The organism is Aliiroseovarius sp. PTFE2010, from assembly GCF_049943335.1.
In the GTDB taxonomy this organism is placed as follows: Bacteria; Pseudomonadota; Alphaproteobacteria; order Rhodobacterales; family Rhodobacteraceae; genus JBNFVY01.
Genome location: NZ_JBNFVY010000002.1, coordinates 381,771 through 406,566, shown reverse-complemented (window position 1 = coordinate 406,566; position 24,796 = coordinate 381,771). Strand labels below are relative to the sequence as shown.

The 24,796-nt window shown below is 58.4% G+C and carries 28 protein-coding genes; 18 read left to right on the top strand and 10 right to left on the bottom strand.

Annotation, left to right across the window (positions count from 1 at the left end; genetic code table 11):
• Positions 1-33 precede the first annotated feature (33 nt).
• The 6 genes from secY to rplQ all read left to right on the top strand — a co-directional run bounded on the left by secY (position 34) and on the right by rplQ (position 4,925).
• On the top strand, positions 34-1,389 hold the full coding sequence (gene secY, locus ACP2AV_RS05875) for a preprotein translocase subunit SecY (protein WP_426371756.1): 1,356 nt from the start codon (positions 34-36) through the stop codon (positions 1,387-1,389).
• A complete protein-coding gene (locus tag ACP2AV_RS05870; RefSeq protein ID WP_426371755.1) occupies positions 1,386-2,027 on the top strand; it encodes an adenylate kinase in 642 nt (213 codons plus the stop codon). Before secY ends, ACP2AV_RS05870 begins: the two co-directional genes overlap by 4 nt.
• 383 nt (positions 2,028-2,410) lie before the next feature.
• Positions 2,411-2,779, top strand: coding sequence for a 30S ribosomal protein S13 (gene rpsM / locus ACP2AV_RS05865; RefSeq protein WP_426371754.1), 369 nt, complete (start codon positions 2,411-2,413; stop codon positions 2,777-2,779).
• A gap of 15 nt (positions 2,780-2,794) precedes the next feature.
• A complete protein-coding gene (gene rpsK / locus ACP2AV_RS05860; RefSeq protein WP_426371753.1) occupies positions 2,795-3,184 on the top strand; it encodes a 30S ribosomal protein S11 in 390 nt (129 codons plus the stop codon).
• 119 nt (positions 3,185-3,303) lie between these two features.
• Positions 3,304-4,320, top strand: a complete 1,017-nt coding sequence (locus tag ACP2AV_RS05855) for a DNA-directed RNA polymerase subunit alpha (RefSeq protein WP_426371752.1) — start codon at positions 3,304-3,306, stop codon at positions 4,318-4,320.
• A gap of 182 nt (positions 4,321-4,502) precedes the next feature.
• Complete coding sequence (gene rplQ, locus ACP2AV_RS05850) at positions 4,503-4,925, top strand: 50S ribosomal protein L17 (protein ID WP_426371751.1); 423 nt, start codon at positions 4,503-4,505, stop codon at positions 4,923-4,925.
• Positions 4,926-4,999: 74 nt separating this feature from the next.
• On the opposite strand, the gene ACP2AV_RS05845 is transcribed toward rplQ, so the two are convergent.
• Positions 5,000-5,140 carry a hypothetical protein gene (locus ACP2AV_RS05845; RefSeq protein ID WP_426371750.1) on the bottom strand — a complete coding sequence of 47 codons (141 nt, stop codon included), beginning with the start codon at positions 5,138-5,140 and terminating at the stop codon, positions 5,000-5,002.
• A 121-nt stretch (positions 5,141-5,261) separates the two neighbouring features.
• Between ACP2AV_RS05845 and ACP2AV_RS05840 the strand changes: the two genes are divergently transcribed.
• From ACP2AV_RS05840 to ACP2AV_RS05795, 10 genes are all read left to right on the top strand, one after another.
• Complete coding sequence (locus ACP2AV_RS05840) at positions 5,262-5,873, top strand: autoinducer binding domain-containing protein (RefSeq protein ID WP_426371749.1); 612 nt, start codon at positions 5,262-5,264, stop codon at positions 5,871-5,873.
• A 51-nt stretch (positions 5,874-5,924) separates the two neighbouring features.
• Positions 5,925-6,512: an acyl-homoserine-lactone synthase gene (locus ACP2AV_RS05835; protein WP_426371748.1), complete on the top strand. Its 588-nt coding sequence runs from the start codon at positions 5,925-5,927 to the stop codon at positions 6,510-6,512.
• Positions 6,513-6,605: 93 nt separating this feature from the next.
• Positions 6,606-7,922, top strand: a complete 1,317-nt coding sequence (locus tag ACP2AV_RS05830) for a replication-associated recombination protein A (protein WP_426371747.1) — start codon at positions 6,606-6,608, stop codon at positions 7,920-7,922.
• A 32-nt stretch (positions 7,923-7,954) separates the two neighbouring features.
• Positions 7,955-8,332 carry a fluoride efflux transporter CrcB gene (crcB, locus tag ACP2AV_RS05825; protein WP_426371745.1) on the top strand — a complete coding sequence of 126 codons (378 nt, stop codon included), beginning with the start codon at positions 7,955-7,957 and terminating at the stop codon, positions 8,330-8,332.
• Entirely contained in the window at positions 8,329-9,366 is a 1,038-nt protein-coding gene (locus tag ACP2AV_RS05820; protein ID WP_426371744.1) for an RluA family pseudouridine synthase, read from the top strand. The genes crcB and ACP2AV_RS05820 overlap by 4 nt, the downstream gene beginning before the upstream one ends.
• A complete protein-coding gene (locus tag ACP2AV_RS05815) occupies positions 9,363-10,079 on the top strand; it encodes an ATP12 family chaperone protein (protein ID WP_426371743.1) in 717 nt (238 codons plus the stop codon). The genes ACP2AV_RS05820 and ACP2AV_RS05815 overlap by 4 nt, the downstream gene beginning before the upstream one ends.
• A gap of 204 nt (positions 10,080-10,283) precedes the next feature.
• A complete protein-coding gene (locus ACP2AV_RS05810; RefSeq protein ID WP_426371742.1) occupies positions 10,284-11,300 on the top strand; it encodes an amino acid ABC transporter substrate-binding protein in 1,017 nt (338 codons plus the stop codon).
• Between the two features lie 164 nt (positions 11,301-11,464).
• Positions 11,465-12,682, top strand: coding sequence for an amino acid ABC transporter permease (locus tag ACP2AV_RS05805; RefSeq protein ID WP_426371740.1), 1,218 nt, complete (start codon positions 11,465-11,467; stop codon positions 12,680-12,682).
• Position 12,683: 1 nt separating this feature from the next.
• Positions 12,684-13,994 carry an amino acid ABC transporter permease gene (locus ACP2AV_RS05800; RefSeq protein ID WP_426371738.1) on the top strand — a complete coding sequence of 437 codons (1,311 nt, stop codon included), beginning with the start codon at positions 12,684-12,686 and terminating at the stop codon, positions 13,992-13,994.
• 12 nt (positions 13,995-14,006) lie between these two features.
• Positions 14,007-14,798: an amino acid ABC transporter ATP-binding protein gene (locus ACP2AV_RS05795; protein ID WP_426371737.1), complete on the top strand. Its 792-nt coding sequence runs from the start codon at positions 14,007-14,009 to the stop codon at positions 14,796-14,798.
• Positions 14,799-14,855: 57 nt separating this feature from the next.
• Here ACP2AV_RS05795 and ACP2AV_RS05790 read toward each other — a convergent pair whose 3' ends face one another.
• From ACP2AV_RS05790 to rpmH, 9 genes are all read right to left on the bottom strand, one after another.
• Entirely contained in the window at positions 14,856-15,365 is a 510-nt protein-coding gene (locus ACP2AV_RS05790) for a SixA phosphatase family protein (RefSeq protein WP_426371736.1), read from the bottom strand.
• The gene (gene argB, locus ACP2AV_RS05785; RefSeq protein ID WP_426371734.1) at positions 15,362-16,252 is read right to left on the bottom strand and encodes an acetylglutamate kinase; all 891 of its coding nucleotides are present in this window, start codon (positions 16,250-16,252) and stop codon (positions 15,362-15,364) included. Before argB ends, ACP2AV_RS05790 begins: the two co-directional genes overlap by 4 nt.
• 69 nt (positions 16,253-16,321) lie before the next feature.
• Complete coding sequence (gene yihA, locus ACP2AV_RS05780; RefSeq protein ID WP_426371733.1) at positions 16,322-16,969, bottom strand: ribosome biogenesis GTP-binding protein YihA/YsxC; 648 nt, start codon at positions 16,967-16,969, stop codon at positions 16,322-16,324.
• Positions 16,970-16,984: 15 nt separating this feature from the next.
• Positions 16,985-18,790 carry a membrane protein insertase YidC gene (yidC, locus tag ACP2AV_RS05775; protein WP_426371732.1) on the bottom strand — a complete coding sequence of 602 codons (1,806 nt, stop codon included), beginning with the start codon at positions 18,788-18,790 and terminating at the stop codon, positions 16,985-16,987.
• A gap of 103 nt (positions 18,791-18,893) precedes the next feature.
• Positions 18,894-20,357, bottom strand: coding sequence for a putative bifunctional diguanylate cyclase/phosphodiesterase (locus ACP2AV_RS05770; protein WP_426371731.1), 1,464 nt, complete (start codon positions 20,355-20,357; stop codon positions 18,894-18,896).
• 183 nt (positions 20,358-20,540) lie between these two features.
• A complete protein-coding gene (ttcA, locus tag ACP2AV_RS05765; protein ID WP_426371730.1) occupies positions 20,541-21,386 on the bottom strand; it encodes a tRNA 2-thiocytidine(32) synthetase TtcA in 846 nt (281 codons plus the stop codon).
• A 205-nt stretch (positions 21,387-21,591) separates the two neighbouring features.
• A complete protein-coding gene (gene yidD, locus ACP2AV_RS05760) occupies positions 21,592-21,825 on the bottom strand; it encodes a membrane protein insertion efficiency factor YidD (protein WP_426371729.1) in 234 nt (77 codons plus the stop codon).
• On the bottom strand, positions 21,822-22,220 hold the full coding sequence (gene rnpA, locus ACP2AV_RS05755) for a ribonuclease P protein component (protein WP_426371728.1): 399 nt from the start codon (positions 22,218-22,220) through the stop codon (positions 21,822-21,824). Before rnpA ends, yidD begins: the two co-directional genes overlap by 4 nt.
• 23 nt (positions 22,221-22,243) lie before the next feature.
• Positions 22,244-22,378: a 50S ribosomal protein L34 gene (rpmH, locus tag ACP2AV_RS05750; protein ID WP_005980833.1), complete on the bottom strand. Its 135-nt coding sequence runs from the start codon at positions 22,376-22,378 to the stop codon at positions 22,244-22,246.
• Between the two features lie 251 nt (positions 22,379-22,629).
• On the opposite strand from rpmH, the gene ACP2AV_RS05745 reads away from it, so the two are divergent.
• Positions 22,630-23,352, top strand: coding sequence for a TVP38/TMEM64 family protein (locus tag ACP2AV_RS05745; protein ID WP_426371727.1), 723 nt, complete (start codon positions 22,630-22,632; stop codon positions 23,350-23,352).
• Positions 23,349-24,761 (top strand): dihydrolipoyl dehydrogenase family protein, encoded by a 1,413-nt coding sequence (locus ACP2AV_RS05740; protein WP_426371726.1) that lies wholly within the window; start codon positions 23,349-23,351, stop codon positions 24,759-24,761. The genes ACP2AV_RS05745 and ACP2AV_RS05740 overlap by 4 nt, the downstream gene beginning before the upstream one ends.
• Positions 24,762-24,796: the final 35 nt, after the last annotated feature.

Here is a 24,796-nt window from a genome sequence, read left to right as displayed (position 1 = left end):
TCTGGCGGCGCTTTACATGAAAAGAGACCGAGCATGGCTTCTGCAGCAGAGCAAATGGCGGCGAACCTGTCTTGGGGCACCTTCGGGAAGGCCACCGAGCTTCGTCAGCGCATCCTTTTCACCATCGGGCTACTGATAGTCTACCGGGTCGGCACGTTCATCACCGTGCCGGGCATCGACGCAAGTGCGCTCCGCGAGTTCATGGAGCAGGCCAGCGCCGGGATCGGCGGCATTTTGTCGATGTTCACGGGCGGCGCCCTGGGGCGGATGGGCATTTTTGCACTGGGCATCATGCCATACATTTCCGCGTCGATCATCGTGCAGCTGATGACGGCGATGGTGCCGCGGTTTGAAGCCCTGAAAAAAGAGGGCGAGGCGGGCCGCAAGAAGATCAACCAGTACACGCGCTACGGCACGGTGCTGCTGGCGATCTTTCAGGGCTATGGCCTGGCTGTCAGCCTGGAGGCCGGCGATCTGGTGGCCGATCCGGGCTGGTACTTCCGCATCGCTACGGTGGTGACACTGGTCGGGGGCACCATGTTCCTGATGTGGCTGGGCGAACAGATCACCCAGCGGGGCGTCGGGAACGGCATTTCGCTGATCATCTTCGTGGGCATCGTGGCCGAAATTCCGGGCGCATTGGCGCAGTTCTTTGCCTCGGGGCGCTCGGGCGCGATCAGCCCGGTCGTCACTATCGGGGTGATCCTGATGATCGTGGCGGTGATCGCCTTTGTCGTGTTCATGGAGCGCAGTTTGCGCAAGATCCACATCCAGTACCCGCGCCGCCAGCAGGGGATGAAGATCTACGATGCGAATTCCAGCCATTTGCCGATCAAGGTGAACCCGGCAGGCGTGATCCCGGCGATCTTTGCCAGCTCGCTGCTGCTTTTGCCGACGACATTGGCCACATTCTCGGGCAATGACGTGGGGCCGGTCATGGCGACGATCCTGGCCTATTTCGGTCCGGGCCAGCCGCTCTACCTGCTGTTCTTCACGGCGATGATTGTCTTTTTCGCCTATTTCTACACGGCCAACGTGGCGTTCAAGACCGAAGACGTGGCCAAGAACCTGAAGAATCAGAACGGGTTCATTCCCGGGATTCGCCCCGGTAAAAAGACCGAAGAGTATCTTGATTATGTTGTCGCCCGTGTTCTGGTTCTGGGGTCGGCCTATCTTGCGGCAGTTTGTCTCCTACCCGAGATTCTGCGTAGCCAACTGGCCATACCTTTCTATTTTGGCGGCACGTCGGTGTTGATTGTGGTTTCGGTCACGATGGACACCATCCAGCAAGTACAAAGCCATCTGCTGGCGCACCAGTATGAAGGGCTTATTGAAAAATCTCAGCTGCGCGGCAAAAAGCGCAGCAAAAAAGGGACAGCAAGACGATGAATATCATTCTCCTCGGCCCGCCGGGAGCGGGCAAAGGGACCCAGGCACGCCGTCTGGTGGAGGAGCGGGGAATGGTCCAGCTTTCGACTGGGGACATGCTTCGCGACGCTCGCACATCCGGCACGGAAATGGGCAAGAAAGTTGCCGCCGTTATGGACGCGGGCGAACTGGTCACCGATGAAATCGTGATCGGCCTGATCGAAGAAAAAATCCGCGAGGGCAATCCCGCAGGCTATATCTTTGACGGCTTCCCGCGCACCTTGGCCCAAGCCGATGCGCTGGCGGAACTGCTCAGCCGCAATGGCGCGCAGCTTGAGGCCGTGATTGAAATGCAGGTGGACGACAAGGCGCTGGTGGAACGTATCACCGGCCGCTTTACCTGCGGCAACTGCGGCGAAGTCTACCACGACCAGACCAAGCCGACGAAGAAAGAAGGCGTTTGCGATGTTTGCGGGTCGACCGACCTGCGCCGCCGGGCGGATGACAACGAAGAAAGCCTTCGCACCCGCCTGATGGAATACTACAAGAAGACGTCGCCGCTGATTGGCTATTACTATGCCAAGGGCGATTTGAAACGGGTTGATGGCATGGCGGCCCCGGACGAAGTAGCCGACCAGATCGCCAAGGCGATGATGTAATCATCGCCAAGACCACGGGTTGAAACGGCGGGGCGTCATGCCCTGCCGTTTTCGTTTTGGCCGCCAGCTTGGTGTCCCTTTTGCCGGGCAGCGGAAGCAGGCTGAGGTGGCCCCGAGGTAGCCCTAACGTAGGCCGGACTGGCCCGGGCGGCGGGCGCGTGGGTCCGGCCTTAAGTCTGCCTACCTGTGATTGGTGCTGGCGGGCCTTGACGCTCGGGCGAATCCCCCGTATGGCAACCCATCCCGCAAGGGTTTAAGGATTCGCAAAGGGGTCGCGCCCCGGCATCCATCACCTAATTCAGCTGTGGCCCGCAGAAAACTGCGGGCTTCCGTTGTGAAAAAAGGTTCCGGAACTACGGAACCGCAACGAAAGGACAAGACACGTGGCACGTATTGCCGGCGTAAACATCCCGACTGCAAAGCGGGTTCCAATCGCCCTCACTTACATCACCGGTATCGGTAACACCTCGGCCAAGGCGATCTGCGACGCCGTGGGCATCGACGAGAGCCGCCGGGTCAACGAATTGTCGGACGCCGAAGTTCTGGCCATCCGCGAACATATCGATGCGAACTTCACTGTCGAAGGCGACCTGCGCCGCGAAGTGCAGATGAACATCAAGCGCCTGATGGATCTTGGTGCCTACCGTGGCCTGCGCCACCGCCGCAACCTGCCGGTGCGCGGTCAGCGGACCCACACCAACGCACGTACCCGCAAAGGCCCTGCAAAGGCCATTGCCGGCAAGAAGAAGTAAGGGAGGCACAGATCAATGGCACGTGATACCCGTCGCACCAAGAAAAAAGTCTCCAAGAACATCGCCACTGGCGTTGCTCATGTGAACTCGTCGTTCAACAACACCAAGATCCTGATCTCGGATGTGCAAGGCAATGCGATCTCGTGGTCGTCGGCTGGCACTATGGGCTTCAAGGGCTCGCGCAAGTCGACCCCGTACGCGGCACAGATGGCCGCCGAAGATGCTGGACGCAAGGCACAGGAACACGGCGTCAAGACGCTGGAAGTCGAAGTGCAGGGCCCAGGTTCGGGCCGCGAAAGCGCGTTGCGCGCTCTGGCCGCTGTCGGCTTCAACATCACGTCGATCCGTGACGTGACCCCGATGGCCCACAACGGCTGCCGTCCGCCGAAGCGCCGCCGCGTCTGAAACCGGTGTAATTTTCTGCTCGGGCCCTGGATTCCAAGGCCCGGGCGTATTCGTTTTCGAAACCTCGGGCGTCTCCTGTTTAAGGACATGGACGGGAAGACAAGTATGGAGGCACAAGCATGATCCACAAGAACTGGGCTGAGCTCATCAAGCCACAGCAACTGGAAATCAAACCGGGCAACGATCCCGCGCGTCAGGCGACCGTTATCGCTGAACCGCTGGAACGCGGCTTCGGTCTGACGTTGGGCAACGCGCTGCGCCGCATTTTGCTGAGCTCGCTGCAAGGGGCCGCGATCACAAGCGTACAGATCGACAACGTCCTGCACGAATTCTCGACCGTTGCAGGCGTGCGCGAAGACGTGACCGACGTGATCCTGAACCTCAAGGGTGTTGCCCTGCGCATGGAAGTCGAAGGGCCCAAGCGCCTGTCGATTTCGGCCAAGGGGCCGATGATCGTGACCGCGGGTGACATTTCGGAAACCGCAGGTATCGAGGTTCTGAACAAGGAACACGTGATCTGCCACCTGGACGAAGGCGCGGACCTGTTCATGGAACTGTCGGTCAACACCGGCAAGGGCTATGTTTCGGCCGACAAGAACAAGCCTGACGATGCCCCCATCGGGCTGGTGCCGATCGACGCGATCTATTCGCCCGTCAAGAAGGTGTCCTACGACGTGCAGCCGACCCGCGAAGGTCAGGTGCTCGACTATGACAAACTGACGCTCAAGCTGGAAACCGACGGGTCGGTTACGCCCGAAGATGCCGTGGCCTTTGCGGCGCGCATCCTGCAGGACCAGCTGTCGATCTTCGTCAACTTTGACGAACCGGAATCGGCGGGCCGCCAGGAAGAAGACGACGGTCTCGAATTCAACCCGCTGCTGCTGAAGAAAGTGGACGAGTTGGAACTGTCAGTGCGTTCGGCGAACTGCTTGAAGAACGATAACATCGTTTACATCGGTGACCTGATCCAGAAGACCGAAGCCGAAATGCTGCGCACGCCGAACTTTGGCCGCAAGTCGCTCAACGAGATCAAGGAAGTGCTCTCGGGCATGGGCCTGCATCTGGGCATGGACGTCGAAGAATGGCCGCCCGAAAACATCGAAGAGCTGGCCAAGAAATTCGAAGACCAGTTCTAAGACAACGTCGGGCAGACGCGTTTGCCCGACACATGTCCGACGCAAAGCCGACGCTGTGCAGACAGTTTGCCGACGCTTCGCAGACGACCATTTCCGGGCAATCCCGCCCCAAGGAGAGCCGGTGACACGCATCGCCGGCCAGACAAAGCAAAAGCCCGACACGGGCACCAAGGAGACTGAAAATGCGTCACGCACGAGGCTACCGCCGCCTGAACCGGACCCACGAACACCGCAAGGCGTTGTTCTCGAACATGGCCGGCTCGCTGATCGAACACGAACAGATCAAGACTACCCTGCCCAAGGCAAAAGAGCTCAAGCGGATCATGGACAAGCTGATCACGCTGGGCAAACGCGGGGACCTGCATGCGCGCCGTCAAGCCGCTGCGCAACTCAAGCAGGACAAGGACGTCGCCAAACTGTTCGAGGTTCTGGGCCCGCGCTACAAAGACCGCCAGGGTGGCTATACCCGCGTTCTGAAGGCCGGCTTCCGCTACGGTGACATGGCCCCTATGGCCATCATCGAATTGGTTGATCGTGACCCCGCAGCAAAAGGCGCAGCCGACCTGGCCCGCGTCGAAGCGGAAGAAGCTGCCGCCGAAGAGTGAGCCATCGCAGCCAAGTCGTATACTTAACGGCGAATCAAGACCCCGCGTAATCGCGGGGTTTTTTGCATTTTGCGTCAGTTTTTGTGCTGGTTAGACAAGGATTGCTTGATGGCCAATGACATCGCCAAACTTGCCAACAGGCTTTGTTCCGTCACGTTACTTTCCCCATTCCAATGCAAAAACTCTAGAAAAACCTCCTTTTCCTGGTCGGGCATGCCGGAAAATATCCTATTCAATTCAAATTCCGATCTTTTCATGTGAGGGCCTTTGGTTTAATCCATAATTTAGAAAACAACTTAAAGATGTCGCCAGTCTGAACAACCTATCCATTTGGTCATGTCAAAAACCTTCGAAACGAAACGCCTCTTTGCCAAACTCGATGCCGCCGCACCCAAGGGGTACGCAGCCGGCTTGCACATCCGCTTTGCGGCGCCGTTGATTTCGAACAGCACTTACGACGAAAAGTGGACCGAGTATTACACCATGAATGCTTACGGTCTGCGCGATCCAATTATTGGGTGGGGTCTCAGCTGTGAGGGCGTGATAAGGTGGAGCGAACTTGAACTCCCCGATCCCTTCAACATTTGGGGGCAGGCGGCCGAATACGGCTTGAAGTACGGGTTGGCTATTTCTTGTGGTCCCATGCAGTCGCGGACAATTGTCGGCGTTTCACGCGATGATCGAGAGTTCACGAACCAAGAGGCGGAGCATATCGCCGGGATCGTCCGAACACTTCATGAAATTGCGGAACCCAAGACCGAGCTTACAAAGGCCCAACTTCAGGCGCTCCGGTGCATCGCGGACGGGGACCGTCACGCAGCCGCTGCGGCGAAGCTTGGGATTTCCGAGAGCGCGCTGAAGGCGCGGCTGGTCTCGGCCCGTGACAGGCTTCTCGCGCGAACAACTTCTGAAGCCATCCAACGAGCTAAGGAATACAGGCTGCTGTGACGGTGTCGCGTTTGCGGTGCGTTGAAAAATCAACACATCGGAGAAGACACTATGCAAACCACTACGCTTTCGTTCGACAACATGCACAACCATGGCGAGCTTTTCGCGAACATGCTTCGCGCACGCCACGAGACTTTCATCCAGCAGGCGAAATGGGATCTACCTGAAGCTGATGGTATGGAGTACGACCAGTACGACACGCCCGCGTCGCGTTGGATCGCCGTGCATGAATTTGGCGAGGTTCTGGCCGGGATTCGGCTGACCCCAACAACAACACGTTGCGGAATCTACACCTATATGATCCGGGACGCGCAGCGGGGGCTGCTGGATACCATCCCGACTGATTTGCTTTTTGATGAGGCGCCAGTTGCGCCGCATATTTGGGAAAGCAGCCGAATCTTCGTGTCCAACCGGGTCCCGGCCAAGCTGCGGATGCGGGTTCAAATGAACCTGATCAACGAAATGACCGTTTCCGCCCGTGCAATGGGGGCCACATCGGTTTTGGGGCTGATCCCACAAAACGGACCACGTTGGGGTCGCCGTGTCGGATTGGACATCGACGTGATCGGTCCGGTCATGGACATTGGCGGCGCGCGCAACGCCTGCATTTCCATCAACCTGAGCAACAAGCTCCATTGAGGTGACAAACTGATTGGGGCCAGACCGCGCCAGTTTGGCCCCGAATCACATCTTTCGCTTTTCCGCCCCAAACGGACGGCCTAGGGTCGCGCCATGGCCGACCTGTTTTCCAATGCGCCCGCGGCAGAACCGCAGGGCAACTCTCCACGTCCGCTCGCTGATCGATTGCGCCCGACACAGTTGGTCGATGTCATCGGTCAGCGCCAGGTGCTGGGGCCGGATGCCCCATTGCGTGTCATGTTGGACAGCGGCACGTTGTCATCGATCATATTCTGGGGCCCGCCCGGCGTCGGCAAGACGACGATTGCCCGATTGCTGGCCCGCGAGACAGATCTGACGTTTGTACAGATCAGCGCGATTTTCACCGGCGTTCCTGACCTGAGAAAAGTGTTCGAAGCGGCCAAGATGCGCCACGCGAACGGGCAGGGGACGTTGCTGTTCGTCGACGAAATCCACCGCTTCAACAAAGCCCAACAGGACGGGTTTTTGCCGTATATGGAAGACGGCACCATTTTGCTGGTCGGTGCGACCACGGAAAACCCGTCATTCGAATTGAACGCAGCCCTTCTAAGCCGGGCGCAGGTCATGGTGCTGGAACGGCTCAGCGTCGATGACATGGCGGCCCTGACCAAGCGGGCGGAAGAGGAAATCGGCAAACCGCTGCCGTTGGACCCCGGTGCGCGCAAAGCGCTGCACGAGATGGCCGACGGCGACGGGCGCGCGCTGTTAAACCTGATCGAACAGGTGTCTTCGTGGAACCTGGCGGATGCGATCGACGCGCCCACACTGGGTGCGCGCCTGATGCGCCGTGTCACAAACTATGACAAGTCCGGCGACGAACACTACAACCTGATTTCAGCGCTGCACAAATCCGTGCGCGGGTCCGACCCCGATGCGGCGCTCTATTGGTTGGCCCGTATGCTGACCGGGGGCGAGGATCCGCGATACCTTGCGCGCCGGATCCTGCGCATGGCCGTTGAAGATATCGGCCTGGCCGACCCGCAAGCGCAAGGCATCTGTATCCAGGCGTGGGAAACATACGAACGCCTGGGCAGTCCCGAAGGCGAACTGGCGATTGCGCAGGCGGTCACCTATCTGGCCTTGGCCCCCAAATCGAATGCGGGGTACGTGGCCTACAAGGCCGCCATGGGGCACGCCCGCAAGACCGGGTCGGTCCCGCCGCCAAAGCACATCCTGAACGCGCCGACCGAGCTGATGTCTGAACAGGGATACGGTGACGGCTACCAGTACGACCATGAGGCACAGGACGGGTTTTCCGGCCAGGACTATTTTCCTGACGGCATGGCGCGCGAGAGCTTCTATCAGCCGGTTGAGCGCGGCTATGAGCGCGAGCTGGGCAAGCGTCTGGACTATTTTGCCAAGTTACGGGCCAAGCGGCAGGGCGGTTGACAACACCGCCTGCGCGGTATTCACACGTGGCCATGTTTTCAACGCTTCTTCAGGTGGCTGCAGGCGGCGCGATCGGCGCCAGCGCCCGGTATTTGACCGGCGTCGGCATGGTGCGTCTGTTTGGCCTGCCCACTTTCCCGCTCGGGGTGATAACCGCCAACGTTCTGGGCTGCTTTGTGATGGGCGTGCTGGCGAGCGTGCTGGCGCTGCGCAGTGGCGCCCATCTGAATCCGTTTCTCATGACGGGGGTGCTGGGTGGCTACACGACGTTTTCCGCCTTCGCGCTGGAAGCTGTGACGCTCTATCAAAGGGGGCAAGGGGGGATCGCGGTGACATATGTGTTGGCTTCGGTCGTTTTGTCGATCCTGGCGTTGGTCGCCGGGGCTTATACTGCGCGGGTGATCGCATGAGCAAAGTCCACATGCGCAAGGTCAGCCCAGACGAGGCAGACCAGAGACTGGACCGATGGTTCCGCCGCCACTACCCACAGGCGACCCAGGGCCAGATTGAAAAAATGTGCCGCAAGGGCGAAATCCGCGTCGATGGAAGCCGCGCCAAGGCAAATACCCGCATCACGCCGGGGCAAGAGGTGCGCATCCCACCGTTGCCAGACACCAAGGCCCCCAAGCGGGACCGTCCGACGATCAGTGATGCCGATGCGCACATGATGCGCGATGCGGTGCTCTACAAGGATGATCAGATCATCGTGCTGAACAAACCAGCCGGATTGCCCACGCAGGGCGGCTCAGGTGTGACGCGTCACATTGACGGGCTGGCCGAGGCGCTGCGGTTCGGCTTGGAAGACAAGCCGCGGTTGGTGCATCGGCTGGACAAGGATACCTCGGGCGTCCTTCTGATGGCGCGCACTCAACGGATGGCATCTGAGCTGACACAGGCGTTTCGCGCCCGCGATGCGCGCAAGATCTATTGGGCCGCTGTTGCAGGCGTGCCAATGCCGCAGATGGGGACCGTCCGGTTCGGTTTGGTCAAGGCCCCCGGCGGCGGCAAGGGCGAGGGCGAGCGGATGCATTGTGTGCACCCGCGCGACATCGATTCGACGCCGGGGGCCAAGCGGGCGACCACGGATTACGCGGTGCTGACTGCTGCGGCCCGGCGCTGTGCCTGGGTCGCGCTGGTCCCCGTTACGGGGCGAACCCATCAGCTGCGCGCACATATGGCCGAATTGGGCCATCCCATCATCGGGGATGGCAAATATGGCGGTTCGGGCCAGGAAAACCTTGGTGACGGCTGGGGCGCGCAACTGGGCGGTGAAATGAGCCGCAAGTTGCACCTGCATGCGCGGTCCCTGACGATCACCCACCCCGTGACGGGAAAAACCCTGACATTTACCGCCCCCTTGCCGCCGCATATGCAGCAGACTTGGGACACCTTTGATTGGCGCGCCGCAGACGTGCCGGCTGATCCGTTCGAGGACTTGGAATGACTGAGTGGGCCGCCCGCCGTTTTTGGAAGAGCACCGCAGTAGAAAAACGTGACGATGGGTTTGAAGTGCTCTTGGATGGCCGTCCCGTGCGGACCCCGGCCAAGGCAGCACTGGCCCTGCCAAGCCGACAACTGGCCGCAGCGATCGCCGCAGAATGGGATGCGCAGGACGAAACCATAGATCCGACGGGCATGCCCTATACGCGCATGGCGAATTCCGCCATCGACAAGGTGCTGCCGCAACACACCCAGGTTGCCGACATGCTTGCAGCCTACGGTGACAGTGATCTGTTGTGCTATCGGGCTGAAAACCCTCAGGAATTGGTCGCGCGTCAGGCACAGGCATGGGACCCGTTGCTGGACTGGGCGGCGCAGACATTTGCAGCCCGATTGTTGCCCCGGACAGGGGTAATGCACGCCCCTCAGGATGCCGCCAGTCTTGATGCGCTGGCCAGACAGGTCCACGCCATGTCGCCATTTGAACTGGCCGCGTTTCACGACCTTGTCGCGATCAGTGGCTCATTGGTGGTTGGACTGGCGGCCATTCACGAGATGGCCGCACCAGAGGCGTTGTGGGAGGCGTCGCGTCTGGACGAGGCCTGGCAGGAAGAGCAATGGGGCGTCGATGAAGAAGCGGCAGAGTTGAGTGCGTACAAACGCGACGCCTTTATGGTCGCGCTATCATTTTATCAAATGGTTCAGACAAAATTCTGAAAGCTTAAACTGTTAGCGTTCTGCCTATTCCGCAAAGGAATGCACGATAATTCATCGCTTTTGCTGATGCGCCCCTTGACGGAAAGAAATGAATCCGCCCAAACTCTAGGCAGTGCAGGGGTAACCACTCTCACAGTGTAGCACCCGGCTGGCAACGCCAGCAGGAGGAACCCCCGCAAAGGGGGAAAATTTGAAGAGGTAAAAATGAAAAAATCTCTAGTTCTCGGTGCGCTGACCGTCGCTGGCCTGGCTGCCGGCGCGGCGTCGGCGGCCACGTTGGACGACGTGAAGGCGCGCGGAAAGCTGAACTGTGGCGTGTCCACCGGTTTGGCCGGTTTCTCGTCTCCGGACGCGAACGGTGAATGGGAAGGGTTTGACGTCGATTATTGCCGCGCAGTTGCCGCGGCTATTTTTGGTGATCCCAAAGCAGTTGATTTCACGCCGCTGACCACCCAGACGCGCTTTACCGCCCTTTCATCGGGCGAGATCGATCTGCTGGCGCGTAATACCACCTGGACCTTCTCGCGCGATAACGATCTCAAGCTCGAGTTTGTGGGCGTGAATTATTACGATGGTCAGGGCTTTATGATCCCCAAGGGTCTGGGCGTATCGTCGGCAAAGGAACTGGACGGCGCCACCGTGTGTATCCAGACCGGCACCACGACCGAACTGAACCTTGCTGACTTCTTCCGCATCAACAACATCAGCTATGAGCCGGTGCCAGTTGAAACCAACTCGGAAGCGCAACAGCAGTTTCTGGCCGGCGCCTGCGACGTGTTTACCACCGACGCATCGGGCCTTGCCGCAACACGCGCGACCTTCGAGAACCCGGGCGACTATGTCGTGCTGCCGGAAATCATCTCGAAAGAGCCGCTTGGACCGGCCGTTCGCCACGGCGACAGCGAATGGGGTGACATCGCCCGCTGGACGCTGAACGCACTGGTTACCGCTGAAGAGCTTGGCGTGACGTCGGCAAATGTCGGCGAGTTGGCTGAAAATACCAACAACCCTGAAATTGCCCGCTTGCTGGGCGGCGAAGGCAACCTGGGCGAAATGATCGGTCTTGAAGCCGACTGGGCCAAGAACGTGATCTCGTTCGTTGGCAACTACGGCGAAATGTTTGAGCGGAACATTGGCGAAAGCACCCCGATCGGGATTGCACGCGGTCTGAACGCTCAGTGGAAAGATGGCGGTCTGCTGTATTCGCCGCCTTTCCGGTAAGACCTGACAAAACGGGGCGCGGGCCGCAAGGCTCGCGCCCCAATCGCTTTTCGAGGCGAGATACATCAATAACAAGCGATTGCGGTAGGGCGCTGGCCTGAACCGGCGTATTTTCTACGCCTTCAGTCAGTGCATCCAGCAATCCGCACACGGGAGCGAAGCACATGGCGACACTCAGCGACTCGCCGCAGGAAACGTTTCGTCTGAGCCAGCTGATCTATGACACCCGGTATCGTTCAATCACGATCCAGGTGGTGGCTTTCATTGCCTTTATGGCGATTTTCGCCTGGCTGCTGACGAATACCTATTACAACCTGCAAGCACAGGGAAAGTCATTTGAGTTTGGCTTTTTGGGCGAACGTGCCGGCTATGACATCAACCAGCGCCCCATCGAATACACCAATGATTCGACGCACTTTCGCGCGACCCTTGTCGGGCTGACCAACACGTTGATCATCGCCGTGCTGGGCTGCATCCTGGCAACAATCGTTGGTGTCATTGCGGGCGTTTTGCGCCTGTCCAAGAACTGGTTGACGGCCAAGCTGATGGCCTTCTACGTCGAGAGCTTTCGCAATATTCCAGTGCTGCTTTGGATCATTGCCTTTTTCGCCATCCTTACCGAAGCGACGCCCCGTCCCAATGCCTTTCGTGGGGATAGTCCTACGGCCTCGATGATCCTGGGCGACACCGTTGCTATCACCAACCGCGGCACCTACATCCCCCGCCCGATCTGGGAGGATGGGTCCGCGATCGTGGTGATTACCTTCCTGCTGTCTCTGCTGGCGATCTGGGCGTTCCGAAAATGGTCACATCGACGATTCGAAGAAACCGGTCAGGACCTGCCGAATATCTGGATCGAACTGGCCATTTTCGCCGTGCCGTCGCTGATCGTGTATTACATCATGGGGCGGCCGATCGGTCTGTCTTACCCCGAACTGCGCGGCTTCAACTTTCAGGACGGATTGCATCTGCGCAATTCCTTCATTGCCTTGTGGTTGGCGCTGTCGCTGTACACCGGTGCGTTTATCGCTGAAATCGTGCGCTCTGGTATTCTGGCGGTATCCCAAGGCCAATCAGAGGCGGCGTTCGCGTTGGGTTTGCGTCCGAGCAAGACGATGAACCTTGTCATCTTACCGCAAGCGATGCGTGTCATCGTGCCGCCACTCATCTCGCAATACCTGAACCTGACCAAGAACTCGTCCTTGGCGATTGCCGTGGGCTATATGGACCTGCGTTCGACGCTCGGCGGGATCACATTGAACCAGACCGGGCGCGAGCTGGAATGCATGCTTTTGATGATGCTCATTTACCTGATCATCTCACTCATCATTTCGGGGGCGATGAATGTCTACAACCAATCCATCAAACTGAAGGAGCGGTGAGATGAGTGACACACACGCACAATCCGTCGCATACGTTCGTGACACGATGCTCCCTCAAAAAGAGCCGCCAATAAGCGAAACCGGCGCCATAAAATGGCTGCGCGAGAACTTGTTTTCGGGCTGGGTGAATGCAATTCTCACTCTGGCGTCGCTTGTGGTGGTCTATTTCGTCGTCAGCCATCTGTTCCCCTGGTTCTGGAACGGGATTTGGCGGGCAGGGAGCCTGACCGAGTGTCGCGAAATACGCGATGCTGCCGGCGTTGAGTCCGCCGCCTGTTTTGCGGTGATCGGCGAGCGCTGGAATCAGTTGGTCTACGGGTTCTACCCGCAGCATCTCTACTGGCGGCCAAACCTTGCTTTCGTTTTGATGTTGGTGGCCTTCGCGCCCGTCCTGTTCGATTCCCTTTCGCGCAGGGCACTGTGGTTTTCACTCTTGTCGCCCTTTGTCATTTATTGGCTGATCTGGGGCGGGTCGATCTGGCTGCCGGTCGCAGCGATCCTGGGGTTTGTGCTGGGATGGGGTGCGTTCCGTATCGTTCACCCCTTGGCGGGCAACCTGGGCGCCGTGATCGCCGCTGGTTTGGTGCCGGTGCTCTGGTGGATGCTGGCTGCTGTCGGATTTGCGGATATGATGCAGGGGCTTGTCCCGATCGCAATGGAGGCTGTCCCGTCCAAGCAGCTTGGTGGGTTCATGGTGTCCGTTCTGATTGGCGTGACGGGCATCGTGCTGTCCCTGCCAATCGGTATACTTCTGGCACTTGGACGACAGTCGGATCTGTTCATCGTGAAGTCGCTATGCGTCGGTTTCATTGAATTCATCCGCGGTGTGCCACTGATCACGCTGCTGTTCACTGCGTCCTTGTTGCTCAACTATTTCCTTCCGCCGGGCACGAACTTTGACATCATCTTGCGGGTGATGATCATGGTGACGTTATTCGCATCGGCCTATATGGCCGAGGTGATCCGCGGTGGTTTGGCAGCGCTGCCCTCGGGGCAGTATGAAGCCGCGGATGCGCTTGGCTTGAACTATTGGAAAGCGCAGCAGCTGATCATCATGCCGCAGGCGCTGAAAATCTCGATCCCAGGAATCGTGAATACGTTCATCGGTCTGTTCAAGGATACCACGCTGGTCATGTTCATCGGCATTTTCGACATGTTGGGCATGTCGAACGCCATTCGCGCCACCGCCGATTGGAACGGCATCTACTGGGAGCTGTTCATCTTTATCGGACTGGTCTTCTGGATCTGCTGTTATTCGATGTCCCGTTATTCTCAATACCTCGAGCGCAAACTGCGCACCGACCATCATTAAGGAGGGTTTGGTATGTCTGACCTCGCACTAGATCGCACCGTCGACCGCACGGCCATGACCGTCAGCGACGAGATCGCCATCGAAATAATCGACATGAACAAATGGTATGGCACCTTTCACGTGCTGCGCGACATAAACCTGACTGTCCGGCGCGGCGAACGGATCGTAATCGCGGGGCCGTCCGGGTCAGGCAAGTCCACCATGATTCGCTGTATCAACCGGCTGGAAGAGCACCAGTCAGGCAAGATCTTTGTGGATGGGACCGAGCTGTCATCTGACCTCAAGAACATCGACAAGATCCGGTCCGAGGTCGGAATGTGCTTTCAGCATTTCAACCTGTTCCCGCACCTGACGATCCTGGAAAACTGCACCCTTGCGCCGATGCATGTCCGCAAGATCCCCAAGCGCGAAGCCGAAGAAACGGCGATGCATTTCCTTGAAAAAGTGAAGATCCCCGATCAGGCGAACAAGTATCCAGGTCAATTGTCCGGCGGTCAGCAGCAACGCGTGGCCATCGCACGTTCCTTATGCATGAAACCGCGCATCATGCTGTTTGACGAACCGACCTCGGCGCTGGACCCCGAAATGATCAAGGAAGTCCTGGACACCATGATCGAACTGGCCGAAGAGGGCATGACCATGCTCTGCGTGACGCACGAAATGGGCTTTGCCCGCCAGGTTGCCCACCGCGTGATCTTTATGGATCAGGGCCAGATCGTGGAACAGAATGAACCTGAAGAATTCTTCAACAACCCCAAGAACGAACGTACGAAATTGTTCCTCAGCCAGATCTTGGGGCACTGATCATCGCGACAAAATGTCAAAAAGGCCGCCCCCCGGAAATTCGGGCGGCTTTTTCAGTCAACGCCCAGACAGGTCGCGCGGAACGACAAAATCAAGAACAGGGTTGTCGCCAGCCCTGATTTTCGACCAACGATCGGCCGCCACATCATAGACCGTCGTCGCTGCCGTGGGATACTGCAGAAATTGCGGGTGATCGGGTCGGCGCAGGGCGAAACGTTCGGCAAAGTAGCCGATACCGGGGTTGTGCGCGATCAGTAGAACGGTTTGTCCGGTCGCTTTGCGCAAGACCTGCTCTATTTTATCCTCGGACGCCAGATACAAGGCTTGTTCGAAGCGGGCGTCCAACGCGTTCAGCCCCAATTCTTCGGCCACATGGGCCCATGTCTCGCGGGTTCGGCGCGCCGACGAGCAAAACACTTGATCCGGAACGTACCCTCGGCCTGCAAGCCAGCAGCCAATCGCGCGGCTGGATGCAACACCGCGCGCGTTCAGCGGTCGGTCGAAATCGTCCTGCGTTGGATCGTCCCACCCAGACTTGGCGTGGCGCATCACGATCAATCGCATCATGCGTCCGTGGGTTTGATACGTGGTGCCGAATCGCGGATCAAGGACCCTGCGCCATGATCGGTGTAAAGTTCGAGCAAGCACGCATTGGGCGCACGCCCGTCCAGAATGACCACTGCGCGCACGCCGCCGCGCAGGGCGTCCAACGCTGTTTCAGTCTTGGGAATCATGCCGCCCGCAATCACGCCGTCCTTTGTCAGATCGCGAATTTGCTTCGAACTTAGCTCGGTCAGAACCTCGCCATCCGCCCCTTTGACCCCCGCGACATCTGTCAACAACAGCAAACGATCCGCTTTGAGCGCGGCTGCAATCGCCCCCGCGGCGGTGTCACCGTTGACGTTGAAAGTTTCTCCGTTACGCCCGGCACCCAACGGGGCAATCACTGGGATGACACCGTTGTCGCCCATTTCGCGCAACAGCCGGGTATTCATCTTGGATGGCGTGCCGACAAACCCAAGGTCGGGATCGGTCTGATCGCAAATCATCAGGTTGTCGTCTTTGCCAGACAGCCCAACCGCACGCCCACCTTGTCCGTTGATGGCCTGCACGATCCGTTTGTTGACCAAACCGGACAGGACCATTTCGACAACTTCGACCGTATCTTGCCCGGTGACGCGCTTGCCGTTCACGAATTCGGACTTGATCGCCAACTTGTCGAGCATCGCGTTAATCATGGGGCCGCCGCCGTGCACGATGACAGGTTTGACACCGACCTGCTGCATCAGCACAACGTCGCGCGCAAAGCTTTCCATTGCCTCGTGCGAGCCCATGGCGTGCCCGCCAAGCTTGATCGCGACGGTCGCGCCTTCGTAGCGCTGCAGGTAAGGAAGAGCCTGGCTGAGGGTTCTGGCAGTCGCGATCCAGTCTCGGTTCATGTCTTGTGTCTTCATCTGATAGTCCGGAAATGGCTTCGCGGCATTATTGCAGCCTTGGGCGGGGGCGCAAGCCGAAGGGGGCAGTTACTCGAGGGTCGCTATGATCGCGCGCAAATCCGCGATCCCATCGCCCGTTTCGGACGAGGTCGAGATGATTTCCGGAAAAGACGCCGGATGTTTTTGAAGTGCGCTGCGCACTTGTTTCAACATACGCTCGCGATCCGTGGCCTTTACCTTGTCAGCCTTGGTCAAAACCACCTGAAACGTGACGGCCGCCTTGTCGAGCAGCGTCATGATTTCTTCATCCACCGCTTTCACGCCATGGCGACTGTCAATCAATACGAAAGCCCTGCGCAAGGACGCGCGACCGGACAAATAGGTCTTGAGCAGCCTTTGCCATTTCTCAACAACAGCGACCGGCGCGTTGGCAAAGCCATAGCCAGGCAGATCGACCAGATAGAGCTCGGGGCCGCAGGTGAAAAAGTTGATCTCTTGTGTGCGGCCCGGTGTGTTTGACGCGCGTGCAAGGGCTTTGCGACCGGTCAAAGCATTGATCAGGGTCGATTTCCCAACGTTTGAGCGTCCGGCAAAACACACTTCGCGCCGATCATCCGGGGGCAGACCGCCCATGGCGACCACCCCTTTCAGAAATTCCGTTTCGCCCGCAAAGAGTTTGCGCCCGATTTCACGTGCGCTGTCATCCGGTTCGGCAAAAGGAAAGGCTATCTGCATGAAATAGACCGCGGATTAATCCGCTGGTTCCTTTTTCTTGAGCCGAAGCGAGCGCAAAATGTTGCCTATCACGTCAGGTTTATGTCCGTGGCTGCGCATGATCAGATACTGCTGGATGAATGTGATGACGTTGTTGGTGATCCAGTACAACACCAGCCCGCTGGCAAACGTGCCGAGCATGAACATGAAAATCCAAGGCATCCAGGCAAAAATTGCGGCCTGTGCGGGGTCAGTCGGCGTGGGATTCAGTTTCTGCTGAAGCCACATGGAAATGCCCAAAAGAATGGGCAGCACGCCCAGCGACACGATCGCAAGCAAGCTGTTGGGGTCAGGCGCAGCAAAGGGCAAGAGCCCGAACAGGTTCAGGATTGAAGACGGATCGGGCGCCGAAAGGTCCCTGATCCAGCCAAACCAGGGGGCGTGGCGCAATTCAATCGTAACAAAAATCACCTTGTAGAGCGAAAAGAAGATTGGAATTTGCAGCAGCAGCGGCAAACACCCAGCGGCTGGATTTACGCGCTCTTTTTTGTAGAGCGCCATCGTTTCCTGCTGCAGTTTCGCACGATCGTCGCCGGCCCTTTCCTTGATTTTCTCCATTTCGGGCTGCAGCTCCTTCATCTTGGCCATGGAGACATAGGATTTGTACGCCAACGGAAGCAGAGCCGCTTTGAGGATCAGCGTCAGCCCGATGATCGCCCATCCCATGTTTCCAATCAGTGCATTCAGCCAGTGAAGCCCGAAAAAGATCGGCTTGGTCAGAAAATAGAACCATCCCCAGTCGATAGAATCGATGAAGCGCTCAATGCCCAAGGAATCTTCATATTGGCTTATCGTCGCTTTTTCTTTTGCGCCGGCGAACAAGAAAGTCTCTACTTCCGCAGACTCGCCAGCGGCCAGTTCCACGGTCGGAAGGCTGGCGTAAGCTTGGTATGTTTCGCTTTGTGGCAGGTACTTTGCGACGGACCGGAAACCTTGCCCCGGTTTCGGGACGATAGTGGTCATCCAGTATTTGTCCGTGAACCCGATCCAGCCGTTTTGTTCGACATCGGCGACCTCGGCCTGCGCGCCTTCACGGGCAACGAAGTCCATGTCGGGCATCTTTTTGTACTTGATCTCAGCCAATTCGTTGTCGTTCAAACGTACGACACCTTCGTGCAGGACGAAAAAATTCTGCATCTCGGGCAGGTTTCTCCGTTCGATCAACCCGTAAGGTGCAACACGCTGAGAGGAGTCGGTCCCGTTCAGAACCGACTGGCGGACAGTGAACATGTAGTCGTCATCGACTGATATCGTGCGTTGGAACCTCATTCCCAAATCGTTGGACCATTCCAGAACAACCGGCGAGTCAGGGGTCAATGTTTCGCCCGACACCAACGCCCACTGGGTTGTCGGGCCCGGCACATCGTTCGCACCCAATTCACCACCCGGTGCCCAGCCGTAGACTGCGTAGTATGGATGCTCGGAGCCAACCGGAGACAGCAGACGTACGTTGTCGCTATCTTCGTCCAGCGTCTGGTCGTAGTCGAGCAATTGCAAATCATCGATCCGCCCACCTGTAAGCGAGATGGATCCAGAGATTCGCCCAGTTTGAATGTCCACCCGCGGCGCATCGGCCGCTTCCGGTGCAGGGGTGTTGCTTGTCGCGGGCGCAGATTGCGAAAGGGGTGCTGACGGCAAGGTCGCCGCGTCCTGGGCTTGCTCGGCGCCCGCAGACACTTGGCCGGTATCGGGCGGCGTTGGCGCGAACCAAGTCATCCACACCAGCATTACCAGGCCGCTCAGGACGACTGCAAGAATGAGGTTTTTGTTCTGTTCGTCCATGAAGGGCAGTCCACCGCTGTTCCAATTCTGTGCAGGTTCAAACGCCCAAGGGACGAAAGGTCAAGCCCAAAGACCTGCATTTCAAGGGAACGCGAAGGAAACCCTAGCCAGCTTGGCGATCAATCCGGGGTGGTTCTACCAGCGCGGCCATGTGCTTTTCGATCCAACCCAGTGTCGCATCATAGGGCATGGGGTGCGCAATGGAATAGCCTTGGACATGTTTGCACCCCAGCTGCGCGAGAAGAGAGTATTCGCCCGGCGTTTCCACGCCTTCTGCCAAGGTGTCCAAATTCAGTCGATCCGCCATGGTCAAGATGGCTGCCACCATGTTCTGTTGTTCACGGTCACGATCAACATGGGTAACGTAAGATCGGTCGATTTTTATACGATCAACGCCAAAGCGTCGGATGTTCGCGATTGATGCATGGCCAGTCCCGAAGTCGTCCAGGTCAATAGCGCAGCCCATATCGGACAAACCGCGGATATTTCGGGTAATGACGTCATTGTCGCTCTGGGCGATCACGTCTTCCAGAATTTCTACGGTCAGGCGGTCACTGGCCAAGTCAAAACGATCCAGTTCCCAGCGGATTTTGTCGCATAGCTTCGGGTTGGCAAGTTCCGAGGACGAAAAATTCACGCCCACGTTCGGGATAGTGAAGCCAGCCCGTTCCCAGTCGCGCAGTGCGGTGAGGCTGTGATAGAGCATGACCTCGCCCAAACGCTCGAACAGACCCAATTCACGAATGGCAGGCAAGAAACTCGCCGGGCTGATAAGCCCGCGTTCAGGATGCTCCCAACGCGCCAATGCCTCGAACCCGGATATCTTTCCTGTGTCCGTGGAAATCTGTGGCTGAAACCATGGACGGATCTGGCCATTTTCCAACGCATCGCTGACCTCAGCGAGCACTTCGCCATAGTTTTCCGGAGTTTTGGGTTTTGCCCCGGAATACGCACGGATCGATGCCGGCCCATTTGCCTTGGCTTCGTCCAATGCACTTTGCGCGCACATCAGGTAGTCTTCACCAGAGGCGCCGGTCGCGCGCGACGGCAAGCAGAACCCGATAGACGCAGTTAAGCACACGCTGCTGGCATCCACACTTATTGGGTGTGAAATCGCGGCTTGCAGCCGCGAGGAAAGCTGGATCATCGTTTCAAGATCGGCGCGCCGCATTGGGGCAAGGGCGACTGCGAACGTGGCGCCATCCAGACGTGCGAGTACGTCGTGGTCACGCAGAACGTCCTTGATACTAAGCGCTACTGCGCGCAGGACGTCATTCGCAGCCTCTGCGCCATAGGTCGCGTGAACCGAATTAAAGTCATCTACGTCAATGACCAAGCATGCCGTGGACCGGCCCGTGTTCGGTTGTTGCGAGACCAGCTGGTCCAGGGCGGAAACAACACTTTTACGAATGTGCGCGCCTGTGACGCCATCGCGCGCATGGGTCGATGTGATGGGCAACGCGGGAAATGCACCGGCTATGACGAACAACGCTGGAAGCAACAGCGCCATGAACAACAACACACCTTCACCGCCGAACCAGTAGCCGCCCAAAGTCAATGCGGGCAAAAAAGCCAGCAACTGCGGCCCAACGAGCATTGCATGAAGCGCAGTACGAAACCGGTCGCCTTTAGATGTCCCCAACTGCCTCATCTACCTGTCCCTCTGCCAGTCCACATTTGCCACCTCTCTCAAGGAACAAACTAGGCACAAAGGGTCATTCAACGGTTAACGTTTCAGGCGAAAACTGGTCTATAGCGATGTTTTTTCGCCCTTTTCCAAGGAAAGTCCGGCAAAATCGAAGAGATTTTGATCTAACAGGTGGGATGGGCGTGCATTCATGAGCGCGCGGAACATGACCTGCCGCCGTCCCGGGGCGTTTTTCTCCCATGTGTCGAGAATCTGTTTGACCTGTTGGCGCTGCAGCCCGTCCTGCGAGCCGCAAAGATCGCAAGGAATAATTGGATAATTCATGGCCGCCGCGAATTTTTCGCAATCCGCCTCGGCGACATGGGCCAAAGGCCGGTAAAGAAACAGATCGGAGTCTTCGTTAACAAGTTTCGGTGGCATCGTGGCCAGCCGTCCTCCGTGAAACAGATTCATGAAAAAGGTTTCAAGGATGTCGTCACGATGATGGCCCAGAACCACAGCGCTGCAGCCTTCTTCGCGTGCGATCCGATAGAGGTTTCCGCGCCGCAGACGCGAGCACAGCGCACAAAAGGTGCGGCCTTCGGGCACTTTGTCCATGACGATGGAATAGGTATCCTGGTATTCGATCCGGTGAGGCACCTGCATTTTTTCCAGGAAATCCGGTAGGACCGTCGCGGGAAACCCAGGCTGGCCCTGATCCAGATTGCACGCCAAAAGCTCAACAGGCAGCAGGCCGCGCCACTTTAATTCGTATAACGCGGCCAGCAGCGTATAGCTGTCTTTGCCACCGGACAGGCAAACCAGCCACTTCGCGCCGCGCTCAATCATCCCGTACTGTTCAATTGCCTCGCGCACGTTGCGGATGATCCGCTTGCGCAACTTCTTGAACTCAATACTGGACGGCGCACCGTGAAACAGCGGATGGATATCGTCTAGATCATCAAGCATGGCACTGCATTAGTCATTCACCTTGCGCCGGGCAAGAGCGGGAATTCGGGAGCAAGTCGAAACCGTGGCAGCAAGAGCGAATTGCAGGCCCCGCGCCAGGGAATAAGTGTTTTCGTTCCGAACTTTCAGCGTCGCCATGACAACGGCGCAACAACAAGTGGGCGATGCGAACGATGCCCAATGCGGGAAACACAGCCCTCTTTCCCTAGGGCTCGTCCTTGTCCGGCACCGGATCATAGCCAGAACCGCCAAGAGGGCGACAGCGTGATATCCGTTTCACCGCAAGGATGCTGCCCTTGATCGCGCCGTGCTTTTCCAGGGCCTCCAGCGCATAGGCCGAGCAGGTGGGCTGGAACCGACAGTTCGATGCCAGCCACGGCGAGACGACCACCCGATAAATGCGCACGGGCAGGGCGGCGATATGCGCCAGAGGGGTCATCTGTGCAGCTTTCGTAGCGCGTAGATCAAATCGGATTGCAGGTCGTCAAAGGGGCGCTGCGCTGTCGCATTCGCCCGGCCAATCAACACATAATCCCATCCCGCGCGCCCATGTTCAGCAAGGACCGTGCGCGCGACTTCGCGCAATCTGCGTTTGGCGCGGTTGCGCGCCACTGCGTTGCCGACTTTTTTCGAACAGGTGAAGCCGACGCGCCAAGGCCCGTCGTCTGGGCGTCGGCGGGCCTGGACCATCATGCCCTTGGTGCCCTGTCGCCCCGTGCTGGCCGCCTTTAGAAAATCGGCGCGTTTCTTGATCACGTCCATGCAAACGGAAACCGCCGGAGGCCCTGCGGACATGGCGATATCGCCTGCCACAGATGCATCCGGCGGTTCCAATACCGTACCGGTCAGCGTATTGCTTACGCGCTGAGCGATTTCCGGCCCCGAGCGCGACGCGCGTTCAGGATTTTGCGGCCGGCCTTGGTGGCCATGCGCGCGCGGAAACCGTGGCGGCGTTTGCGAACCAGGTTCGAGGGTTGGTAGGTGCGTTTCATCGCTCCAGCTCCATGTCATGTGGCCCAAATCGCGCTGGATTCGGCTGCCCAAGGTCATTCGAAGCCCGTCCAATAGGGGCGAGCGGGCGGCTTGTCAACGAACCTGTGGCGGTTTGGGCCGTTTTTCCCCGATTTTAGGGAATTGTTTCAGTGAATATCAATTTGAACGCGCTGGATCAACGACGCGTGATCGGGCTGGCCACGGCCGCTTTGCCCGCGCATGTTGACGAAACGCAAGAAGGACGAACCTATTGAACAACAACGCCCAAACCAGCATCTGGCGCCATGTGCCGCTGTTCGCCATTGCCATCGCGGCGGTTCTTGGCGCGGTTCTGTTGCGCGACACGCTGAGCTTTGATGCCCTGCGGGACAATCGCCAAACCCTCTTGGCCTTCCGGGACAGCCACTACGCCTCTGCGGTGGCGGCTTTCATCGGGACCTACATCGTCATCGTCGCTTTTTCCCTGCCGGGCGCCACGGTCACCACATTGACCGGCGGTTTTTTGTTCGGCCTGTTTCCGGGTGTCGTGTTCAACGTCATCGGGGCCAGCATTGGCGCGGTCGGTATCTTTCTTGCCGCACGCTTGGGGCTGGGCAAGACCCTTGCGGCCAAAATGGATGCGTCTGACGGCCTTGTCCGCGCGATCAAGCGGGGCATCGACGACAACCAGTGGTCGATGTTGTTTTTCATTCGGCTTGTCCCTCTGGTGCCGTTCTTTGTTGCAAACTTGATCCCCGCCCTTGTGGGGGTGTCGCTGTGGCGGTTCGCGGTATCAACGTTTTTTGGCATCATGCCGGGCGCGCTGGTCTATACGTCTGTTGGATCAGGTCTGGGTGCGGTGTTCGAAAGGGGTGAAACACCGGATCTGGGCGTCATATTTGAACCGTACGTGCTGTTGCCCATCTTGGGATTGTGCGCGTTGTCGATTCTGCCGGTACTCATGAAACGATTCACGAACGGAGATGCGGTTTGAAACAGACTGACACGGATATTTGCGTGATCGGAGCAGGTTCGGGGGGGCTTTCGGTTGCGGCCGGCGCGGTGCAGATGGGCGCCCGTGTCGTGCTGATCGAAGGGGGCCGCATGGGCGGCGATTGCCTGAATTACGGCTGTGTGCCGTCCAAGGCGCTTTTGGCCGCCGCAAAGCAGGCGCATGTGATGCGCTCGGGCGGGGCAGGCATAGCCGGGATCGAGCCCGCAGTGGACTATGCCAAGGCCATGGCCCATGTCAGCGATACCATAGCGCACATTGCCCCGGTCGACAGTCAGCAGCGGTTCGAAGAGCTGGGGTGTACTGTCTTGCGCGACTACGCGTCTTTCGTGTCCGGGCAAGAGGTCCAGGCCAGTGACACCATCGTCAAGGCCCGCCGCTTTGTCATCGCAACCGGATCATCCCCCTTGGTCCCGCCCATCGATGGGTTGGACGGTGTGCCGTACCTGACCAATGAGACACTGTTTGATCTGCGCGAGGCCCCAAGTCATTTGCTGATTCTGGGGGGCGGTCCGATCGGCATGGAAATGGCGCAGGCCCACCAGCGCTTGGGCTGTGACGTCACGGTGATCGAAGGTGACACCGCGATGAACCGCGAGGACCCGGAAGCTGTGGCCGTTGTCCTGGACGCGCTGCGGCGCGAAGGTGTGAGCGTTGCCGAAGGCGCCATGGCTGAACGGGTCTCTGGCGATGCGAACGCGGTAACGGTCCATACAAAGGACGGGCGTGCCTTTGATGGCACACATCTGTTGGTGGCCTTGGGGCGCCGGCCCAATATCGGCCAGCTGAACCTTGAAGCAGCAGGGGTCGATACGTCATCCCAAGGCATCACAGTGGGCGATGATCTTCGCACGACGAACCGGCGGATCTATGCGATTGGCGATGTTGCTGGTCGCGGGCAATTCACCCATCTTGCCGGGTATCATGCCAGCACGATCATCCGGCCCATGTTGTTCGGTTTGCCCGCCAAGGCAAAACAGGCGCATATCCCGCGCGCAACCTATACCGATCCCGAATTGGCCCAGGTCGGCATGACCGAGTCTGAAGCCCGCGCTGCGCATGGCGATATTGAAATCGCGCGCTTTGCAACAGACGAAAATGATCGCGCTATTGCGACAGGCAAGACGGCCGGATTCATCAAGGTTGTCGTCCACAAAGGCCGCCCCGTCGGGGCAACGATCGTCGGCGCCGACGCGGGCGAATTAATCGCGCTCTGGTCGCTTGCGCTATCGAAAAACCTGAAAATGTCAGACGTTGCAGGGATGGTTGCGGCCTATCCCACACGGGCAGAGCTTGGTAAACGCGCGGCAGGTGCCTATTTTAGCCCCAGGCTTTTCGAAAGAACGACGGTGAAACGCATCGTCGGTGCTGTGCAACGGGTTTTGCCCTAGATGACGAGGTGACAAGCTGAATTCGCTATCGGGAC

What these genes read in the sequence shown, in the direction of transcription:
- ACP2AV_RS05870 (WP_426371755.1), top strand. Translation starts at nt 1,386, where the DNA reads ATGAATATCATTCTCCTCGGCCCGCCGGGAGCGGGCAAAGGGACCCAG.
- yidC (WP_426371732.1), bottom strand. Translation starts at nt 18,790, where the DNA reads ATGGACGAACAGAACAAAAACCTCATTCTTGCAGTCGTCCTGAGCGGC.
- ACP2AV_RS05835 (WP_426371748.1), top strand. Translation starts at nt 5,925, where the DNA reads ATGCAAACCACTACGCTTTCGTTCGACAACATGCACAACCATGGCGAG.
- ACP2AV_RS05840 (WP_426371749.1), top strand. Translation starts at nt 5,262, where the DNA reads ATGTCAAAAACCTTCGAAACGAAACGCCTCTTTGCCAAACTCGATGCC.
- ACP2AV_RS05855 (WP_426371752.1), top strand. Translation starts at nt 3,304, where the DNA reads ATGATCCACAAGAACTGGGCTGAGCTCATCAAGCCACAGCAACTGGAA.
- ACP2AV_RS05810 (WP_426371742.1), top strand. Translation starts at nt 10,284, where the DNA reads ATGAAAAAATCTCTAGTTCTCGGTGCGCTGACCGTCGCTGGCCTGGCT.
- rplQ (WP_426371751.1), top strand. Translation starts at nt 4,503, where the DNA reads ATGCGTCACGCACGAGGCTACCGCCGCCTGAACCGGACCCACGAACAC.
- rpsK (WP_426371753.1), top strand. Translation starts at nt 2,795, where the DNA reads ATGGCACGTGATACCCGTCGCACCAAGAAAAAAGTCTCCAAGAACATC.
- argB (WP_426371734.1), bottom strand. Translation starts at nt 16,252, where the DNA reads ATGAAGACACAAGACATGAACCGAGACTGGATCGCGACTGCCAGAACC.
- ACP2AV_RS05820 (WP_426371744.1), top strand. Translation starts at nt 8,329, where the DNA reads ATGAGCAAAGTCCACATGCGCAAGGTCAGCCCAGACGAGGCAGACCAG.
- yidD (WP_426371729.1), bottom strand. Translation starts at nt 21,825, where the DNA reads ATGACCCCTCTGGCGCATATCGCCGCCCTGCCCGTGCGCATTTATCGG.
- ACP2AV_RS05815 (WP_426371743.1), top strand. Translation starts at nt 9,363, where the DNA reads ATGACTGAGTGGGCCGCCCGCCGTTTTTGGAAGAGCACCGCAGTAGAA.
- rpmH (WP_005980833.1), bottom strand. Translation starts at nt 22,378, where the DNA reads ATGAAACGCACCTACCAACCCTCGAACCTGGTTCGCAAACGCCGCCAC.
- ACP2AV_RS05790 (WP_426371736.1), bottom strand. Translation starts at nt 15,365, where the DNA reads ATGATGCGATTGATCGTGATGCGCCACGCCAAGTCTGGGTGGGACGAT.
- ttcA (WP_426371730.1), bottom strand. Translation starts at nt 21,386, where the DNA reads ATGCTTGATGATCTAGACGATATCCATCCGCTGTTTCACGGTGCGCCG.
- ACP2AV_RS05830 (WP_426371747.1), top strand. Translation starts at nt 6,606, where the DNA reads ATGGCCGACCTGTTTTCCAATGCGCCCGCGGCAGAACCGCAGGGCAAC.
- ACP2AV_RS05800 (WP_426371738.1), top strand. Translation starts at nt 12,684, where the DNA reads ATGAGTGACACACACGCACAATCCGTCGCATACGTTCGTGACACGATG.
- ACP2AV_RS05805 (WP_426371740.1), top strand. Translation starts at nt 11,465, where the DNA reads ATGGCGACACTCAGCGACTCGCCGCAGGAAACGTTTCGTCTGAGCCAG.
- yihA (WP_426371733.1), bottom strand. Translation starts at nt 16,969, where the DNA reads ATGCAGATAGCCTTTCCTTTTGCCGAACCGGATGACAGCGCACGTGAA.
- ACP2AV_RS05845 (WP_426371750.1), bottom strand. Translation starts at nt 5,140, where the DNA reads ATGCCCGACCAGGAAAAGGAGGTTTTTCTAGAGTTTTTGCATTGGAAT.
- crcB (WP_426371745.1), top strand. Translation starts at nt 7,955, where the DNA reads ATGTTTTCAACGCTTCTTCAGGTGGCTGCAGGCGGCGCGATCGGCGCC.
- ACP2AV_RS05795 (WP_426371737.1), top strand. Translation starts at nt 14,007, where the DNA reads ATGTCTGACCTCGCACTAGATCGCACCGTCGACCGCACGGCCATGACC.
- secY (WP_426371756.1), top strand. Translation starts at nt 34, where the DNA reads ATGGCTTCTGCAGCAGAGCAAATGGCGGCGAACCTGTCTTGGGGCACC.